Genomic DNA, 17,653 nt, shown 5'->3' with positions numbered 1-17,653 from the left:
ACGGCAGGCGCTACTTCGACGAGGCCGGGGCGAGCTCGCGGCCGAAGTCGGCGGCGATCCTCCGCATGCCCTCGGCCAGCTCGTCGCGGTCGAGGGCGTCGATGCGCTCGGCCGGCCCCGACACCGACATCGCGGCCACCACCCGCTCGCCGTCCCGGACGGGCACCGCCAGGCAGTGGACGCCCAGCTCCTCCTCGCCCAGGTCCGTCGCGTAGCCGTACTCCTTGACCCGGGCGAGCTCGGCCAGCATGCCGGCCGCGTCGGTGATCGTGTTCGGGGTGCGCCGCGGCATGCCCGTACGCTCGAACACCGCCATCGCCTCGGCGGCCGCCCGCCCGGCCAGCAGGGCCTTGCCCACGGCCGTGCTGTGCGGCAGCACCCGCCTGCCGACCTCGGCGAACATACGCAGCCTGCGCGGCGAGGGCACCTGCGCCACGTAGACGACGAAGTCCCCTTCGAGCACCGCCAGGTTCGCCGTCTCGCCGGACAGCTCCACCATCCGCGTCAGGTACGGCTGCGCCCACCCGCCCACCATGCTCTCCGCGATGCCGCCCAGGCGGACCAGCCCGCCGCCCAGCGCGTACCGGCGGTCGGACTCCTGGCGCACGTAGCCGCGGGCGAGCAGCGTCTGCAGCAGCCGGTGGATGGTCCCGTACGGCAGGCCCGTCCGCGCCGCTATCTCCGACAGCCCGGCCTCGCCGCCGTGCTCGGCCAGCGCCTCCAGCACGTCGAGCGCCCGCTCGACCGACTGCACGCTCACAGCGACACCCCGCGCAGGGAGGCGTCCAGCACTTCGGCGGTGTGGGCCACCCTGATCTCCTTCCCGGCCCGGCGCATCGCCGTGGCGATCTGCATCGTGCATCCCGGATTGGCCGAGACCAGCAGCTCGGCCCCGGTCGAGGCGACCGCCCCGGCCTTCCGGTCGCCGAGGTCGCGGGCCGCCTCCGGTTGCAGGATGTTGTACGTCCCCGCCGACCCGCAGCAGATCGCCGACTCGGGGACCTCCCGCAGCTCCAGCCCGGGGATGCCGCGCAGCAGCTCGCGCGGCTGCGCCCGGACGCCCTGGGCGTGGGCCAGGTGACAGGCGTCGTGGTAGGCGACGGTGAGCGGCAGCGGATGCCGCCTGGCCGCCGGGCCCAGCTCGGCCAGGAACTCCGACAGGTCCCGCACCCGGAACCCGGGATCGGCGCCGAACAGCTCGCCGTACTCCTTCATGACGGACCCGCAGCCGGCCGCGTTCACCACGACCGTCTCGACCCCCGCCCGCCGGAACGCGCTGATCGTCCGGCGGGCCAGCCGCCGGGCCTGATCGGCGCGCCCGGCGTGCACGCTGAGCGCCCCGCAGCAGCCGTGCCCGGCCGGCACGAGCACGTCGCAGCCCTCCAGCGCGAGCACCCGCGCGGTGGCCGCGTTCACCTGCGGGAAGAACTCGCCCTGCACGCACCCGGTGAGCATGCCCACCACGGCCCTGCGCCTGCCCCTGGCCCTGACCAGGCGCGGCAGGCGCTGCCGGTGCTCCACGCGCGGCGCGAGCGCGGCCATGGCGCCCAGGCTCGGATGGACGCGCGTCAGGAACGCCGCCATCCGCCCGGCCAGCCACATCGTCGGCCGCAGCAGCCGCAGCCTGCGCGGGTAGGGGAACAGGCTGAACACGATCTCGCGCACCGCCCGCTCCCGCGACTCGCGCACGTGCGTGCGCTCGACCTCGGCGCGGGTCTGCTCGATCAGCCGGTCGTAGCGCACGCCCGACGGGCACGCCGTGACGCACGCCATGCAGCCCAGGCAGGCGTCGAAGTGCCCGGCCATCTCCGGGGTGACCGGAACGCCCTCGACGTGCTGCTTCATCAGGTGGATGCGCCCGCGCGGCGAGTCCATCTCCTCGCCCCACAACGCGTACGTCGGGCACGTCGGCAGGCAGAACCCGCAGTGCACGCAGTCGCCGATCAGCTCCGGGTCCATGGTCACAGGCCTCCCGCCAGCCGTCCGGGCGACATCCTGCGCCCAGGGTCGAACCGTTCCTTGACCCGCCGCATCAACGGCAGCGCGCTCACCCGCCCCCACCTGTCGACCCCGGCGTACGGCGCGGCCAGCACGTTCACCCGGCCGCCCGCGGCCTCGACCCGCTCCCGCAGCCCGCTCACCAGGCCCGGCAGCGTGTCCTCGGCGACGGGCGCGCCCGTCGCCAGCAGCACCCGGCCGGCGACCACCGACCCGCGCAGCGACAGGCCGCACCCGGCCGCCGCCCGCAGCACGGCGCCGGCCGCCGCGGGCGGGAAACGCACCTCGACCAGCACCTCACCCCGTGGGACGACCCCCCACCAGGACGGCGGCTCGCCGGTCACCGCCCCGCCGCCGGTCAGGTCGCGCAGCGCCGCGGCGCGTGCCCGCGCGGCCGTGCCCTCCACCAGCACCGCCAGCGTCACCGGCCCGCCCGGCTCCGGACGGTCCACCTCGACCGCGCTCGGCTCGGCCTGCGCGGCCGCCAGCGCCGCCGCGACGCCCGGCACGTCGTCCGCGGGCATCCCGGCGACCACCCAGCGCCGCTCGCCGGGCAGCGGATGCAGCCGGAACGTGGCCTCCGCGATCACCCCGAGGGTGCCGTACGAGCCGGTGAACAGCTTGCCGAGGTCGTAGCCCGCGACGTTCTTGACCACCTTGCCGCCCGACCGGGCGATCGTGCCGTCGGCCAGCACCACCGTGACGCCGATGAGCAGGTCGCGGGCGGTGCCGTAGCGGAAGGCGCGGGGGCCCGGCAGGGCGGCGGCGAGGGTGCCCCCGACGGTCGCCTGCTCGGCGAACGGCACGTCGAGCGCCAGCTCCTGCCCGCGAGCCGCGAGCGCCGCCGCCAGTGCCGCCGTCCGCACGCCGGCCTGCGCGCGCACCACCAGGTCGCCCGCCGCGTGCTCCAGGACCGCGTCCAGGCGGGACAGGTCGAGCAGCACGTCGCACCGCTCCGGCGGCGGCCCCCAGTGCAGCTTCGTGCCGCCTCCCGCGGGCACCACCGCCAGGCCGGCCGCGGCGCACGCGCGCAGCACGGCGGCGACCTCCTCGACGGTCCCCGGCAGCGCCACCCACCGGGCGCCCCACCGGTGCGCGGGGTCTTCGGGCCCGGCCGCCCTGACCGGCACGCCGGCGCCCGAGAACGGATCCGCCATCAGAACTGCTCCGCCCTGCCCGACTCGACCAGCGGGTGCGCGCCCTTGCGCACGCCCGGCACCTCGCCGCACAACCGCGGCGTGGGGAACACCTTGCCCGGGTTGGACAGGCCGCCCGGGTCGAACGCGCACCGGACGAGCTGCATGGTGTCCAGATCGGCGCCGGTGAACATCTTCGGCATGTAGCGGGCCTTGTCCACCCCGACGCCGTGCTCGCCGGTGATCGAGCCGCCGTGCTCGACGCACAGGTCGAGGATCGCGCCCGAGACCGCCTCGGCCCGCTCGCCCGCGCCCGGCTCGGCGTCGTCGAACAGCACCAGCGGGTGCAGGTTGCCGTCGCCGGCGTGGAAGACGTTGGCCACCCTGATGCCGTGCTCGCGCGAGAGCCGGTCGATGGCCGCCAGCACGCCGGGCAGCGACGTGCGCGGCACGACGCCGTCCTGGACGATGTAGGCCGGGCTGATCCGGCCGACCGCCGCGAAGGCCGACTTGCGCCCCTTCCAGATGGCCGCGCGCTCCTCGGGACCGGCCGCCACGCGCAGCTCGAAGGCGTCCGAGCAGATCTCCGTCAGCCGGGCGAACTCCCGCTCGACCGACTCCCGCGGCCCGTCCAGCTCCACGATCAGCACCGCGCCCGCCCCTCGCGGGTAGGAGCAGGCGACCGCCGCCTCGGCGGCCTCGATGGCCAGCGCGTCCATCATCTCGATCGCGGCCGGCACGATGCCCGCCCCGATGATCGCCGACACCGCCCGGCCGCCCTGCTCGATGTCCTCGAACGCGGCCAGCACCGTGGTCACCGCCTCCGGCGCCCGGCTCAGCCGCACGGTGATCCTGGTGGCGATGCCCAGCGTGCCCTCCGAGCCGACGAACGCGCCGAGCAGGTCGTAGCCCGGGTCCATGCGGTCGAGCACGACCAGGTCGCCGTCCGGGGTGACGATCTCGCACGCCTCGACGTGGTTGACGGTGAAGCCGTACTTGAGGCAGTGGGCGCCGCCGGAGTTCTCCGCCACGTTGCCGCCGATCGAGCAGACCTGCTGGCTGGAGGGGTCGGGGGCGTAGTAGTAGCCCGCGTCGCGCACGGCCTCGGTGATGGCCAGGTTCGTCACGCCCGGCTCGACCACGGCCCTGCGGTTGGGCAGGTCGATCTCCAGGATCCGGCGCATCTTCGAGGTGACGATGAGCACGCCGTCCTCGCGGGGGAGCGCGCCGCCGGACAGGCCCGTGCCCGACCCCCTGGCCACGAACGGCACCCCGAAGTCGTTGCACATCCGGACGACCCCGGCGACCTGCTCGGCCGTCGCGGGCAGCACGACCACGCCCGGTGTCGCCCGGTGGCTGGTCAGGCCGTCGCACTCGTAGGTGCGCAGGCGTACCGGATCGGTGATCACCGAGTCGGGAGGCAGCAGCGAGCGCAGCGCCGCCGTCAGCGTGTCGAGCACCAGTCACTCTCCAGATCCGTCACCTCTAGTGTGCGACTGTTTCCACCGGTCTGGCCAGTTTTCGGAGGCAGTTTGGCTGGGTTTCGGGGGGTCCGCTTATGTCCGGCGCTGGCGCGCCGGACATAAGCGGAAATTTCAACATCTACGGCATCTGGGCGTACGCCGGCAGCGTCAGGAACTCGGCGAAGTCGTCGTCCAGCGCGACCTCCTTGAACAGCGCCGTCGCCTGCCCGAACAGCCGCTCGTCGTAGCCCGGCTCGGCCGAGATCCGGGCCAGCTCCTCGGCGATGATCCGCTCGACCAGCTCCTTGGTCACCTGCTCACCGGTGTCGGCCAGCGTGATGTCGTTGTGGATCCACTGCCAGATCTGCGAACGGGAGATCTCGGCCGTCGCGGCGTCCTCCATGAGGTTGTGGATCGCGACCGCGCCCAGCCCGCCCATCCAGGCGGCCAGGTAGCGCAGGGCCACGTCGACGTTGTTGCGCAGGCCCGTCTCGGTGATCTCGCCGGGCGTCTCGGAGACCGACAGCAGGTCGGCGGCCGAGACGCGGACGTCCTCGCGCAGCCGGTCGAGCTGGTTGGGCCGCGCCCCCAGGACGCCGTCGAACACCTCGCGGCACACCGGCACGAGGTCGGGGTGCGCCACCCAGGAGCCGTCGAACCCGTCGCCCGACTCGCGCGTCTTGTCCGCCCGCACCTTCTCCAGCGCCACCGCGTTGACCTCGGCGTCGCGCCGGGAGGGGATGAACGCCGCCATCCCGCCGATGGCGTGCGCGCCGCGCTTGTGGCACGTGCGCACCAGCAGCTCGGTGTAGGCCCGCATGAACGGCGCGGTCATCGTCACCGCGTTCCGCTCGGGCAGCAGGAACTCCCGCCCCCGCGTGCGGAACTTCTTGATCACGCTGAACAGGTAGTCCCAGCGGCCCGCGTTGAGCCCGGCCGAGTGGTCGCGCAGCTCGTAGAGGATCTCCTCCATCTCGAACGCCGCCGGATAGGTCTCGATGAGCACGGTCGCCCTGATGGTCCCGTACGGGATGCCCAGGAGCTCCTGGGCCCGGGTGAACACGTCGTTCCAGAGCCGCGCCTCCAGGTGCGACTCCATCTTCGGCAGGTAGAAATACGGCCCCTTGCCCTTGTCGAGCTGACGCCGCGCGCAGTGGAAGAAGTAGAGCCCGAAGTCGAACAGCGACGCCGACACCGGCCGCCCGTCCACCTGGGCGTGCTTCTCGTCCAGGTGCCAGCCGCGCGGGCGCACCACGATCGTGGCCAGCTCGTCGTCGGGCCGCAGCGCGTACGTCTTGCCGCCGGTCTCGAAGTCGATCGCCCGGTCGAGCGCCTCGCGCAGGTTGAGCTGCCCGGACACGCAGTTCTCCCACAGGGGCGAGTTGGCGTCCTCGAAGTCGGCCAGCCACACCTTGGCGCCGGAGTTGAGCGCGTTGATGGTCATCTTCCTGTCGACCGGCCCGGTGATCTCGACACGGCGGTCCTCCAGGCCGGGGGCCGGCGGCGCGACCTGCCACTCGCCCTCCCTGACCTCCTTGGTCTCCGGCAGGAAGTCGAGCGTCCCGCCGGCCGACAGCTCCGCCTGACGCGTCTGGCGGGCTTCGAGCAGCTCCAGCCGCCTGGCGCCGAACTCCCGCTGGAGAGCCGCCACGAAGCCGAGCGCCTCCGGCGTGAGGATCTCGTCGAACCGTTCGAGCATCGGGCCGGTGATCTCCATGTCCCCCTCTTTTCCGTAGAGTGGAAAACCGATTCTGGATTGTGGAAGTGAAGCTACTCCGCCCAGGGTTCCCGGGTCAAAGGCTGGGGTACCCCTGGGGCGTCGTCGGGGGCATCCCCGATGCGGAGGGGGTCATGCCCGCGAAAAGATCGGGGACATGAAGACGATTGCTGTGGCGGGCGGGCTGCTGGCCGCCGCGCTGGTGCTGACCGGTTGCGGGCTTGAGGGCCTGGGCGGTTCCTCCAACCAGGACACTGTGTCCTACGAGGTCAAGGACAAGGTCTCCAAGTTGCGGGTCAAGAGTGACAACGGCGATGTCGTGATCACCGAGACCGACGGTCCCGCCGTCCGTGTCGTCGAGACCTTGCGCTGGCGGAACGACGACAAGCCCAAGCCGCAGCACAAGGTCGAGACCGACGCGCTTTTCGTGACGTACGACTGCCCCTCGAACTGGGGGAGCTGCAGCGTCGACTACAAGATCGAGATCCCCAAGGGCGTTGCCGTCGATCTCGACATGGATTCCGGCGACGCCACCTTGCGGGCGCTGAGCGGGCAGCTCGACGCACGGGTCAGCTCCGGCGACCTCGACGGTTCGGGCATGACCGGCAAGAAGGTGCACGCCACGAACGACTCGGGCAACATCGAGCTCAAGTACACCTCCCCGCCCGACAGCGTCGAACTGGACTGCGACTCGGGCGACGTCGTCCTGCGCGTGCCCACCGGCTCCTACGACGTCAGAACGGACGTGGGGTCCGGTGACGCCACCGTCTCGGTCAAGTCCGACCCTGCCTCGCCCCGCAAGATCTCCCTGAGCGCCGATTCCGGCGACGTGACGCTTTCGGCGGGATAACCAGGTGATGACGCCGGGGATGTCGTGCCACCATCGTGGGAAGACACCGAGGTGTCCAGACGTTCCCTCATAGAGATGACACGAATGCACGAATACACCGCGCTCGACGAGTTCGAGACCGGCGACATGGACCTCGAGGAGCGCCAGGCGCTGCGCCGCGTGGCGGGCCTCTCCACCGAACTCCAGGATGTCTCCGAGGTCGAGTACCGGCAGCTGCGGCTCGAGCGGGTCGTCCTCGTCGGTGTCTGGACCTCCGGAACCGCCGAAGACGCCGAGAACTCCCTGCTGGAGCTCAAGCTCCTGGCCGAGACCGCCGGGTCCGAGGTGCTCGAAGGGCTCATCCAGCGGCGCCAGAAGCCCGACCCGGCCACCTACATCGGCTCGGGCAAGGCCCTGGAGCTGCGCGACGTGGTCGAGTCGACCGGCGCCGACACCGTGATCTGCGACGGCGAGCTGACCCCCGGCCAGCTCCGCCAGCTGGAGGAGACGGTCAAGGTCAAGGTCATCGACCGTACGGCGCTGATCCTCGACATCTTCGCCCAGCACGCCAAGAGCCGTGAGGGCAAGGCCCAGGTCGAGCTGGCGCAGCTGCAGTACCTCCTGCCGCGCCTGCGAGGCTGGGGCGGCAACCTGTCCCGTCAGGTCGGCGGTCGCGCCGCGGGCGGCGTGGGCATCGGCGGCCGCGGCCCCGGTGAGACCAAGATCGAGCTCGACCGGCGCCGCATCCGCGACCGCATGTCCAAGCTGCGCCGCCAGATCAGCGGCATGTCCACCTCACGCGAGACCATGCGCCACCGGCGCCAGCGGCGCGAGGTCCCTGCCGTGGCCATCGCGGGCTACACCAACGCGGGCAAGTCCTCGCTGCTCAACCGCATCACCGGTGCGGGTGTGCTGGTCGAGGACGCGCTGTTCGCCACGCTCGACCCGACCGTGCGCCGCGCCCGCACGCCGGAGGGCCGGCTGTTCACGATCGCCGACACCGTCGGCTTCGTGCGCCACCTGCCCCACCAGCTCGTCGAGGCGTTCCGGTCCACGCTGGAGGAGGTCGCCGACGCCGACCTGATCCTGCACGTCGTCGACGGCTCGCACCCCGACCCCGAGGGTCAGCTCGCGGCCGTCCGCGAGGTGTTCGCCGACATCGAAGGCGCCTCCGAGGTGCCCGAGGTCGTGGTGATCAACAAGGCCGACGCGGCCGACCAGGAGGTGCTCGACCGCATCGCCAGGCGCGAGCGCGACAGCATCGTGGTCTCCGCCCGCACCGGCAAGGGCGTCCCCGAGCTCATGCGGCTCATCGAGGAGCGGTTGCCGCGCCTCGACCACGAGGTCCACCTGCTGGTGCCCTACGACCGGGGCGACCTGGTCTCGCGGGCCCACAAGGAGGGCGAGGTGCTCTCCGTGGAACACGTCCAGGACGGCACCGTCCTGCACGCCCGCGTGCTGCCGAGCCTGTTCCAGGAACTGGAGCGGGTGGGCAAGCCGGTCGAACGCGTCTCTTAGCGGGACGGCTGGGCAGCTCTCGCTCAAAGTAGCGCAGAGCTGCCCAAATAGTGCAGTGGTCCCGGAACCCTGGGGTTGCTAGGATGGCCAGACCCAACGTTGGTCTGGTTTTTTGGTTTCGGTTCTGGGTTTCGGATGACGACGTCGAGTGCGGCAGTCGTCAGCGGGGGCCAGGGGGGCGAGGCGTGGCTGGGTGACGGATGGGATGAGTGGTCTTTCTTCCGAATAACCCTGTACACCAAGCCCGGCTGTGAAATAACGTAACTGAACTGAAATCGCCGGGTCATGTCTCCGGCGATACGGTCACCGCACAACATCACGCGGATGAGAGCAGGAGACCCCCCATGTCGTCCGGACCCGGAGCGGACTCAGTGGGCGCGGCACAGGCCGTGCGCTGGGTGTTGCGCCTGCAGGGGGCGGTGGTGCGATGACCGTTCGGCTCTTGACCAACATCGGCCGCCTGTGGACGGGTAACGAGGTCCTCAGCAACGCGGCCATCCTCGTGCACAACGACCGCATCGCCTGGGTCGGGCGGGCGCCCGACCTCCCGCAGAGCGTGCCCGGCGTCGTCGACGACATCGTCGACGTCGACCACGTGGAGAACCTCGGCGGCGCGCTCGTCACGCCCGGCCTCATCGACGCCCACACGCATCCGGTCTACGCCGGCAACCGCTACGCCGAGCTGGCCATCCGCACCGGCGGCTCCAGCGCGGCCTCGATCACCGCGGCGGGCGGCGGTGTCGGCTCCACCGTCACCGTGACGCGCGGCACCGACCCCTGGACGTTGTGCAACGGCGTGCGCGAGCGGCTGCGGAGCTGGCTGCTCAGCGGCACCACCACCGTCGAGGCCAAGACCGGCTACCACCTCACCCGCGACGGCGAGCTGGCCGACGTGCGGCTCCTGCGCGAGCTGGAGAAGGAGCCGATGATGCCGCGGGTGCACGTCACCTTCCTCGCGGCGCACGTCGTGCCTCCCGAGTACTTCGGCCGCCAGCGCGAGTACGTCGAGGCCGTGGGCGCCTGGTGCGCCGACGCGGCGGCGGCCGGCGCCGACAGCGTCGACGTCTACTGCGACGAGGGCCACTTCACCACCGAGGAGTCCCGCTGGGTCCTCGCCTCGGGCCGCAACGTGGGGCTGCTCCCGCGCATCCACGCCGGCCTGTTCAGCCGTCGCGGCGCCGTGCAGCTGGCCGCCGAGCTCGGCTGCGCCTCCGCCGACGGTCTGCACCACATGTCCGACGAGGACATCGCGATCATGTCCCGCTACGGCGTGCCCGCGGTGGTCTGCCCGGCCACGGCGCTGCAGCGCGGCCACGTGCCGCCGGTCCGTCAGATGATCAAGCACGGCGTGCAGATCGCCCTCGGCAGCGACCACAACCCCGGCTACTGCGGCATCACCTCGATGTCGCTGGTCATCGCCATGGCGGTGTCGGCGTTCGGCATGAGCGTCAACGACGCGCTGCGCGCGGCCACGCTGGGCGGCGCGACCGTCCTCGGGGCGCCCGACCGCGGGGTGCTGGCTCCCGGGCGGCTGGCCGACATCGTCCAGTGGGACGCCGACCACGAAGGCGCCTTCGCCTGGTCCTTCGGGCTCAAGCCGCGCCGGGTCTGGCGGGGCGGCACGCCGGTCCAGTAACCCCGGACTCGGGGGCGGGTGGCTAATCTCGGGATATGCCGCCCTCTGTCGCCGTTGTCACCGATTCCACCGCTTACCTGCCCGCTGTGCCCGGTGTGACGGTGGTGCCGGTGCAGGTGGTCGCCCGCGGCATCCCGCTCGACGAGGACTCCTTCACCGGCGACCTGGCCACCGCCACCACCTCACGTCCGTCGCCCGCCCGGTTCGCGGCCTGCTACGACGAGCTGGCCGCCGCCGGCGCCACGGGCGTGGTCTCGATCCACCTGTCCGGCGAACTGTCGGGCACCGTCGAGTCCGCCCTCGCGGCGGCCAAGGACGCGCCGGTGCCGGTGGAGGTGATCGACAGCCGGTCCATCGCGATGGGCCTGGGCTATCCCGTGCTGGCGGCGGCGCGCTCGGCCGCCGCCGGAGCCTCCTTGGCCGACGTGGCCGACGCCGCCCGCCGCACCGCCGCCGTCACCCGGACGTTCTTCTACGTGGACACCCTGGAGTACCTGAGACGGAGCGGCCGCATCGGCGCCGCCACGTCGTTGTTCGGGTCGGCCCTCATGATCAAACCGCTGCTGCACATCGTGGACGGGCGCATCTCCCTGCTGGAGAAGGTGCGGACGTCGGGACGGGCGATCGCGCGGCTGGAGGACCTGGCGGTGCAGGCGGCCGTGGAGCTGGGCGGGGCCGGGGTGGCGGTGCAGCACATGGGGGCTCGGGGGCGGGCCGAGGCGTTGGGGGAGCGGTTGTCGAAGCGGGTGGCGGGGGTTCGTGAGGTGCGGGTGGTGGAGGTGGGGGCGGTGATCGGGGCTCATGTGGGGCCGGGGATGCTGGGGGTGACCGTTACGGCGTACGAGGGGTAGACCGGCTTTTTTTTGGGCCTTTCTCTGGTCGGTGCTGTGTTTTCCACAGCCGTCTCGTTTGTTGGGGCCGTCGTCCCCAGAATTCGGTTCGGTGGCTCGGGGGTGGGGGTGGCGTCCCTAGGTTCGTCGGCGTGCGATCTCAGGACCCGACGGCAGAGCGGACCATAGCCGAATCCAGGCTCCGGTCGATCACGAGTCCTGCCCGGCGGCCGCGTCCGGGACGACGCAACCGACATCCTTACGGCGACGAGGCCCAGAACCTTCCGACCTCCCGACTCAGCACATCCCTGCCATTCGCTGCGCCTACTTCTTCGGCTTCCGCTTCTTCCGCGCCCTCTTCATTCGTGCCCGCGTCTCCTGCGCCGGGAGCTCCTGCACCGGGAGCTCCCGCGTCCGGGTCTCCTGAGCTGGGGGCTTCTGCGTTCGGGTCTCCAACGCTCGCTTCTCCTGGTTCCGCGCCACCCGCACTGGCAGCTCCTGCGCCAGGTGCTCCTGCGTTCGCGGCTCCTGCGCTGGGGGCTCCTGCGTCCGCCTGTCCTACGTTCGCTGCTCCTGGTTCCGCGCCACCCGCACCGGCGGCTGCTGCGTCCGCCTCTCTCACAGGCCCTTCCTGCGCAGGCCCGTCTCTGACGGACCCTTCTCCGGCGGGCTTGGCGCGGGCGTGGGAGCTCCTTCCGGCGGGGTCTTGGCGTGACTCGCAGGCGAGGCCGTCCACCCGCCAGATTGCCCCGAAGAGGGCCTCCCAGGCCGACCTGGGGGATGAGCTTCGGTCCGAGCCGGAGGCCGAGCATCGGGTTGAGCCCTCGTTCGAGCCGTGGCGCGACCGTGGGGTTACGGCTTCCGAGTCGTGGAGTGGGCGTGGGGGTGAGCCCTCCTCCGAGCGATGGGATGGGCGCGGGGTTGAGCGATCCTCCGAGCGGTGGGATGGGCGTGGGGTTGAGTCAGCTTCCGAGCTGTGGGGCGACCGTGGGGTTGCGCCTTCCTTCGAGCCGGGGAGTGCTGGCGGGGGTGAGCCGTCGTCCGAGTTGTGGGGTGAGCCTCGGCCCGAATTCGCGGGAGGGCGTTCGGCGGGGCCTCAGGCGATGTCGCAGCCTGAGCAGCAGGCAGAGCGGCAGGATGAACCGGAGGAGAGCGTCCCCGGAGCCGAGCGTCGGGCTGGGCGTCGGAGCGGGCCGGGGATCGAGCGGCAGGCGGCCACAGGGGCGCCCCCGCACATCCCTCGGCGGATCACAGGCAGCCCCGCTCCCATGCCCCCGACCTTCCAAGCGTTCCGCGACGCCATCACCTCGGCCCAGCCTTCCAGCACCATCGACCTCAGCAAGCCCGGCCTGCGCGTGCTCGTCGCCGTCGGTGCCCTGGCCGTCGCGGTCGCCGTCTTCTTCGTCTGGCGTTCCCAGCCCACCCCGGAGCCCCTCCCGCCGCCACCCGCGACAAGCCTTCCATCCCCGTCACCCACTGCCGCCAAGGTGACCGTCCAGGTGGCGGGCAAGGTCCGCAACCCCGGCGTCTACCTGCTCCCGCAGGGCTCCCGCGTGACGGACGCGGTGACGGCGGCGGGCGGGCTCAAACACGGCGCCTCCACGGGCCCCCTCAACCTGGCCCGACGCCTGATCGACGGAGAGCAGATCATCGTGGGCGCCCCCTCTGGGATCGTCCCCGCCGTACCTCCCGGATATCCCGGCTCGGACCCCGCCACAGCCATCCTCGACCTCAACGCCGCCACCCCCGACCAACTCGAAGAACTCCCGGGAGTGGGAGAGGTGCTGGCCGCCAGGATCGCCGAGTTCCGCACCGCCCACGGCGGCTTCACCAGCGTGGACCAGCTCCGCGAGGTGAGTGGCATCGGCCCGAGAAAGTATGAGGAAATCAAGCCGAAGGTCCGCGTCTGACATGCCGCACTTCAACGACCCCTCGACCCCCTGCCCTTCTGCAATCCCCATGCGCCCCGCCGCCACCGATCCTCTGCGCCCCGCCACCACCGGTCCTCCGCGCCCTGCCGCCACCGACCCTCTGCGCCTGGCCATCGCAGACGGCGGCGAGCACAAGCGCTCCTGGACACTGGTCCTCCCGGCGCTGTCCGCTTGGGCCAGCGCCCTGATCATGCTCGACCAATCGCCCATTGTGGGCATGACGACAGCCGCCATCACCGCCCTGGCCGCAGGCGTCCTGACCTGGCGCACCAGCTCGCCGTTCACCCGCTGGCCCCTCATCGGTTCGCTGATCAGCAGGTTCCTGCCTGCGTCGTTCGGATCCGTCCTGTACGCCCTTCCACTGCTCCTGCCGTTCAGCCGCCACCGGTCGCGACGTTCGTCGCCCTCTCCCTCTGGATGGATCCCTCCCGGTCGGCCTTCGCCCTTCTTGGGGGCTTGGCGGAACGTGGTGCTCGCGACACTCATCTGCGCGGCGGCGGCGTCCGCGTCTGTCGCCTTCCGCGTCCAGGCGTTGACCACCGGCCCGGTGGCCGAGCTCGCCGCCAGGAACGCGAACGTGACCGCCCAGATCGTCCTGTCCGACGACCCGAAGCGCAGGCCACGCAGAAGCGGCCACTTCAACCGGGACAGCTACGTGATCCCGGCCACGCTCAAGATCATCGAGTCGGCTGTGGGGCAGAGAGGCAGATCCACTACCGGTCAACCTGGGGGGAACCGTCCCGATGTCCCTGGAGGCAATGACGGAGATGTGGCGCAGGCATCCGCGCCACCGGAACGCCAGGCCGTAGACGTCCCCATCACGGTGTTCGCCGGCGGCAACGCCTGGAGCACCCTGCTGCCGAGCCAACGCCTGCAGGTCACCGGGCGCCTGGCGCAACCAACGCCCGGCGACCTGGTGGCAGCCATCCTCCTGGTACGAGGCGAGCCCCGCATCCTGACATCGCCTTCGTCCATGCAGACCATGGCGGGCACCCTCAGAACCGGCCTCCGGACAGCCGCCGACCCGCTCCCGCCCGACCAGCGTGGCCTCCTGCCCGGTCTGGTCGTCGGAGACGTCTCCCGCATCGACCCTCAGGTGGCCGCCGACCTCAAAGAAGCGGGCCTGAGCCACCTGAACGCCGTAAGCGGCGCGAACCTCGCCATCGTCGCAGGCGCCGCCCTGGCGCTCTCCCGCCTGGTCGGCCTCTCCCTGCCGCTGAGAGCCGTCTTCGCGGCCGTCGCGATGCTTGCGTTCACCGTGGTGGCCAGGCCGTCCCCGAGCGTTCTGCGTGCCCTGTTGATGGGGCTGGCCGCGGCCCTCGCCCTGGGTACCGGGCGGGCGAAGGACGGCCTCGCCGCCCTCTCGGCAACCGTCCTCTTGCTGGTGCTGTTCGCGCCGGAACTGGCGCGTTCGTACGGCTTCGCCCTCTCGGTCGTGGCGACCGCCGGCATCCTCCTCCTCGCACCACGCTGGCGCGACAAACTCTCCACTCCTCCACCGACGGAGATCGGCGACCGCGACGCCACCGAAGCGCCCACGACGACAGACCGGAAACCGGAGAAGGGAAGGGGACGCGGCAGCGTACATGGGCGTGCGGCAAGTGCATCTGAAGAGGCCGGCGACTGCCGCGCGACCTCTCTCCCCGAAGACGCGTCCACCGGCCGAGGACGTGCCGTCGCAAGGAGGTGCCGTTTGCCGAGATGGCTGGCGGAGGCGCTGGCCGTAGCGGCTGCCGCGCAAGCGGCCGTGACGCCCGTCCTGGTGCTCATGTCGGGTCAGTTGACGCTGGTGGCGGTGCCCGCCAACCTGCTCGTGGCTCCCGCCGTTGCCCCCGCGACCCTGCTCGGTTTCGCCGCCGCCCTGGTGGCCCCGATCTGGCCGGACGCCGCCGGCATGCTGGTCATCCCGGCCGGATACGCGGTGGGCTGGATCGTCACCGTGGCTCGCTGGGCCGTGAACGTGCCTCTCGCCACCCTGCCCTGGCCGGGCGGCCTCCCCGGGCTGGCGCTCCTCGCCCTCGCCGTGGCCGTCGCGATCCCGGTGCTCAGGCACCGCCGCTGGCGGACGATGGCGCTGCTGACGGCAGGAGCCGCTCTGGTCGCCGTGCTGGTGATCCGTCCGCTGACGGGAGCCTGGCCGCCTAAGGGCTGGTTGATGGTGATGTGCGACGTCGGGCAGGGCGACGGGCTGGTGGTGGCGGCCGGACCTGGACGAGGCGTGGTCGTGGACACCGGTCCTGACCCGGTCGTCATGGATCGATGCCTGCGCAGGCTCGGCGTCGAGGACGTTCCCCTGCTCGTCCTGACCCATCCGCACGCCGACCACGTTGACGGCCTGCCAGGCGTGCTCAGGAACCGGCGGGTGGGAGCCGTGATCGTCAGCCCTCGGCCGACGGCGGTGCAGTCCAGCGCGCGGATCTCGGCCGTACTGGCTCGACACCGGATTCCCGAAGGGAACGCGGAACCTGGCGCGCGATGGCGGTTCGGCCCGTCCGAGTTCACCGTCGTCGCCCCTGACCCGGCGTCAGGCGGGAGTAACGGCCAAGGCGAAGGCAGCGTGATCAACAACTCCAGCGTCGTGATCCACGTACGCTGGCGCGCCGGTTCCGCCCTGCTCGCCGGAGACCTGGAGACCGAGGCCCAGGACGATCTCGCACGCCACCTCGCCCTGCATGCCGACATCCTCAAGACCCCGCACCACGGCTCGAATCGCCAGTCCCCGGCCTTCCTCGGCTCGCTGGGTGCACGGGCCGCCCTGATCAGCGTGGGCGCCGGCAACGACTACGGCCACCCGGCCACATCGACCCTCGCCCTCCTCCACCGCCTCGGCACCGCCATCTACCGCACCGATCGATCGGGCGACCTGGCAGTCGTCGAACACGAAGGCAGCCTGGCCGTAGTCCCCCGTGGACCATGAGTGATCCGACAGCGAACGAGCGCGACCCAGGCTCACCGAGGCGGAAGGGAGCAGGGGGCTGGCACCGGTGGGTCGCCCGAACGGATCAGGAACTGGCCGCCGGGGCCGTGGTCGAGGTTATGGGTGAGTCGCGGGCTGGTGACGTCTCACACCTGGTGGCAAGCCGGTCTTCCGGACGGGGGTGACGGTGGGTCTCGGGCCGGTGCCTCTTCACGTCCGATGCCGAGCCGATCTCCTGGACGGGGATGCCAGCGGTTCTTGGGGCGGTGACTGTTCGCGCCTGGCAGCGAGCCGATCTCCTGGACGGGGATGTCAGCGGTTCTTGGGGTGGTGACTGTTCGCGCCTGGTGGCGAGCCGGTCTTCCGGACGGGGATGTCAACGGGTCGGGGGCCGGTGTCTCTTCACGCGCAAAGAAGGTCTCCGGGCCGGTCGAAAGGGCCCGGGGCAGTAAGGGCTCCCCGCTGGCGTGGGCCGTTCGGATGGCTGCCGGGCATTCTGTCGAACCGGAAGGCCGGCCCCGCGGATCTTCTGTCCGGGCAGCGTTCCTGCCGGGAGATCGCCTTGCCGCTGGCGTGAAGAGTCGCCCCGGCCCGCTCCACAACCTCTCGGCAGTGTTGCGCTGCTTGCAGAGGTCAGGGGCAGGTGTGACCGTCAGCCGCCGTGAGAAGCGCGGTGCTCTGCGGCGGCCGCCTTGAGAGGCCATGGCCACTGGCGTCCGGACAGGGCCACTGGCGTCCGGACAGGGCCCGTGGCTTTCGGGAGGCCATGGCCACCGAAGGTCGGGGTCGGCGGTGGTGGCATGGGCGGGCCTCGCGGCGCGGTGGCCCACGGCTGGTCGGGGCGTGGAGCCGTTCGAGGGTGCCCAGATGGGGTTGAGGTGCTCGAGCAGGGCGTCGCGAGTCGGCCCGCTGAGCCGGAAGCGGGGGCAGATTCACTTGGCATCGTTCATGTGCGACATGCTACCGTCCTCTTATCATTCGGCTTATGAACGATTTTGGGAGAGAATAGTGATCGATTCCCGTACCGTGCAGATCGTCTTTGCCGACCTGCAGGACAGCATCGTGGCCCTGAGCAGCACGAACAGCCCCGACGTCATCAGGCGGTCGGCTGGCGTGCTCGGCACGGTCGCGCAGGCGCTGGACATCCCCTTCACCGTGTCGGTCGCCCCCAGGCCCGGGGGGCCCGGTGTCATCGCCGAACTTCCCGAGGCGTCCCCCTTCGTGCGCGGCGGACCGTGCTGCTGGGACGACCAGGCATGGCGCGAGGCGATCGCCGTCGAGGGCCGCAAAACGCTGGTCGTCTGTGGCGTGACCTTGGAGATCGTCGTCCTGCACACCGCGCTCGACGCCCTGGCTGACGGCTATGACGTGATCGTGCCGGTTGACGCGAGCGGCGGCATGTCGGAGCGCACGGAAAGCGCGGCCTTCCGCCAGATCGAAGCGGCGGGTGGCACGGTGACGTCCGTGGCGAGCTTCGTCACCAGCATGGTGCGTGACTTCACCACCCCCGTCGGCCGCGGCGTCATCACCGCTCTGCACGGCCTGTCGGGCTAGCGATCACGGCCGCGCCCCTCGCCCTCAGGCCGCGCCCCTCGCCCTCAGGCCGCGCCCCTCGCCCTCAGGCCGCGCCCCTCGCCCTCAGGCCGCGCCCCTCGCCCTCAGGCCGCGCCCCTCGCCC

Annotated in this window: 12 protein-coding genes; 7 read left to right on the top strand and 5 right to left on the bottom strand. The window is 71.6% G+C overall.

Translation table 11 applies throughout. The annotated features are described in order from the left end of the window. Window positions 1-10: 10 nt before the first annotated feature. From AB0J46_RS48810 to aceB, 5 genes are all read right to left on the bottom strand, one after another. Window positions 11-760, bottom strand: a complete 750-nt coding sequence (locus AB0J46_RS48810; RefSeq protein ID WP_364343310.1) for an IclR family transcriptional regulator — start codon at window positions 758-760, stop codon at window positions 11-13. Then, window positions 757-1,959, bottom strand: a complete 1,203-nt coding sequence (locus AB0J46_RS48805) for a heterodisulfide reductase-related iron-sulfur binding cluster (protein WP_364343363.1) — start codon at window positions 1,957-1,959, stop codon at window positions 757-759. Before AB0J46_RS48805 ends, AB0J46_RS48810 begins: the two co-directional genes overlap by 4 nt. Before the next feature lie 2 nt (window positions 1,960-1,961). Beyond that, window positions 1,962-3,155, bottom strand: coding sequence for an FAD-binding oxidoreductase (locus AB0J46_RS48800; RefSeq protein ID WP_364343307.1), 1,194 nt, complete (start codon window positions 3,153-3,155; stop codon window positions 1,962-1,964). Further along, window positions 3,155-4,594 carry an FAD-linked oxidase C-terminal domain-containing protein gene (locus AB0J46_RS48795; protein WP_364343304.1) on the bottom strand — a complete coding sequence of 480 codons (1,440 nt, stop codon included), beginning with the start codon at window positions 4,592-4,594 and terminating at the stop codon, window positions 3,155-3,157. The genes AB0J46_RS48800 and AB0J46_RS48795 overlap by 1 nt, the downstream gene beginning before the upstream one ends. A 142-nt stretch (window positions 4,595-4,736) precedes the next feature. Next, window positions 4,737-6,314 (bottom strand): malate synthase A, encoded by a 1,578-nt coding sequence (gene aceB, locus AB0J46_RS48790; RefSeq protein ID WP_364343301.1) that lies wholly within the window; start codon window positions 6,312-6,314, stop codon window positions 4,737-4,739. 157 nt (window positions 6,315-6,471) lie between these two features. On the opposite strand from aceB, the gene AB0J46_RS48785 reads away from it, so the two are divergent. The 7 genes from AB0J46_RS48785 to AB0J46_RS48755 all read left to right on the top strand — a co-directional run bounded on the left by AB0J46_RS48785 (window position 6,472) and on the right by AB0J46_RS48755 (window position 17,529). After that, the gene (locus tag AB0J46_RS48785; RefSeq protein WP_364343298.1) at window positions 6,472-7,164 is read left to right on the top strand and encodes a DUF4097 family beta strand repeat-containing protein; all 693 of its coding nucleotides are present in this window, start codon (window positions 6,472-6,474) and stop codon (window positions 7,162-7,164) included. A gap of 84 nt (window positions 7,165-7,248) precedes the next feature. Further along, complete coding sequence (gene hflX, locus AB0J46_RS48780) at window positions 7,249-8,661, top strand: GTPase HflX (RefSeq protein WP_352322792.1); 1,413 nt, start codon at window positions 7,249-7,251, stop codon at window positions 8,659-8,661. 427 nt (window positions 8,662-9,088) lie between these two features. Beyond that, window positions 9,089-10,297: an imidazolonepropionase gene (hutI, locus tag AB0J46_RS48775; protein ID WP_125633626.1), complete on the top strand. Its 1,209-nt coding sequence runs from the start codon at window positions 9,089-9,091 to the stop codon at window positions 10,295-10,297. A gap of 35 nt (window positions 10,298-10,332) precedes the next feature. After that, window positions 10,333-11,148, top strand: coding sequence for a DegV family protein (locus tag AB0J46_RS48770; protein ID WP_364343294.1), 816 nt, complete (start codon window positions 10,333-10,335; stop codon window positions 11,146-11,148). 1,247 nt (window positions 11,149-12,395) lie between these two features. Continuing rightward, the gene (locus AB0J46_RS48765; RefSeq protein ID WP_364343291.1) at window positions 12,396-13,037 is read left to right on the top strand and encodes a ComEA family DNA-binding protein; all 642 of its coding nucleotides are present in this window, start codon (window positions 12,396-12,398) and stop codon (window positions 13,035-13,037) included. A 1-nt stretch (window position 13,038) separates the two neighbouring features. After that, on the top strand, window positions 13,039-15,975 hold the full coding sequence (locus AB0J46_RS48760; protein ID WP_364343288.1) for a ComEC/Rec2 family competence protein: 2,937 nt from the start codon (window positions 13,039-13,041) through the stop codon (window positions 15,973-15,975). A gap of 1,008 nt (window positions 15,976-16,983) precedes the next feature. Then, window positions 16,984-17,529 carry an isochorismatase family protein gene (locus AB0J46_RS48755; protein ID WP_364343285.1) on the top strand — a complete coding sequence of 182 codons (546 nt, stop codon included), beginning with the start codon at window positions 16,984-16,986 and terminating at the stop codon, window positions 17,527-17,529. Window positions 17,530-17,653 lie beyond the last annotated feature (124 nt).

The sequence above is a fragment of the Nonomuraea sp. NPDC049758 genome, assembly GCF_040674635.1.
In the GTDB taxonomy this organism is placed as follows: domain Bacteria; phylum Actinomycetota; class Actinomycetes; order Streptosporangiales; family Streptosporangiaceae; genus Nonomuraea.
Note: the sequence above shows the minus strand (reverse complement) of the source record. Positions and strands in the feature narration are given on the sequence as shown.

Excerpts from the sequence above, each read along its gene's own strand:
- hutI (WP_125633626.1), top strand. The coding sequence starts at position 9,089 with ATGACCGTTCGGCTCTTGACCAACATCGGCCGCCTGTGGACGGGTAAC.
- AB0J46_RS48760 (WP_364343288.1), top strand. The coding sequence starts at position 13,039 with ATGCCGCACTTCAACGACCCCTCGACCCCCTGCCCTTCTGCAATCCCC.
- aceB (WP_364343301.1), bottom strand. The coding sequence starts at position 6,314 with ATGGAGATCACCGGCCCGATGCTCGAACGGTTCGACGAGATCCTCACG.
- AB0J46_RS48805 (WP_364343363.1), bottom strand. The coding sequence starts at position 1,959 with ATGGACCCGGAGCTGATCGGCGACTGCGTGCACTGCGGGTTCTGCCTG.
- AB0J46_RS48785 (WP_364343298.1), top strand. The coding sequence starts at position 6,472 with ATGAAGACGATTGCTGTGGCGGGCGGGCTGCTGGCCGCCGCGCTGGTG.
- AB0J46_RS48770 (WP_364343294.1), top strand. The coding sequence starts at position 10,333 with ATGCCGCCCTCTGTCGCCGTTGTCACCGATTCCACCGCTTACCTGCCC.
- AB0J46_RS48800 (WP_364343307.1), bottom strand. The coding sequence starts at position 3,155 with ATGGCGGATCCGTTCTCGGGCGCCGGCGTGCCGGTCAGGGCGGCCGGG.
- AB0J46_RS48765 (WP_364343291.1), top strand. The coding sequence starts at position 12,396 with ATGCCCCCGACCTTCCAAGCGTTCCGCGACGCCATCACCTCGGCCCAG.
- hflX (WP_352322792.1), top strand. The coding sequence starts at position 7,249 with ATGCACGAATACACCGCGCTCGACGAGTTCGAGACCGGCGACATGGAC.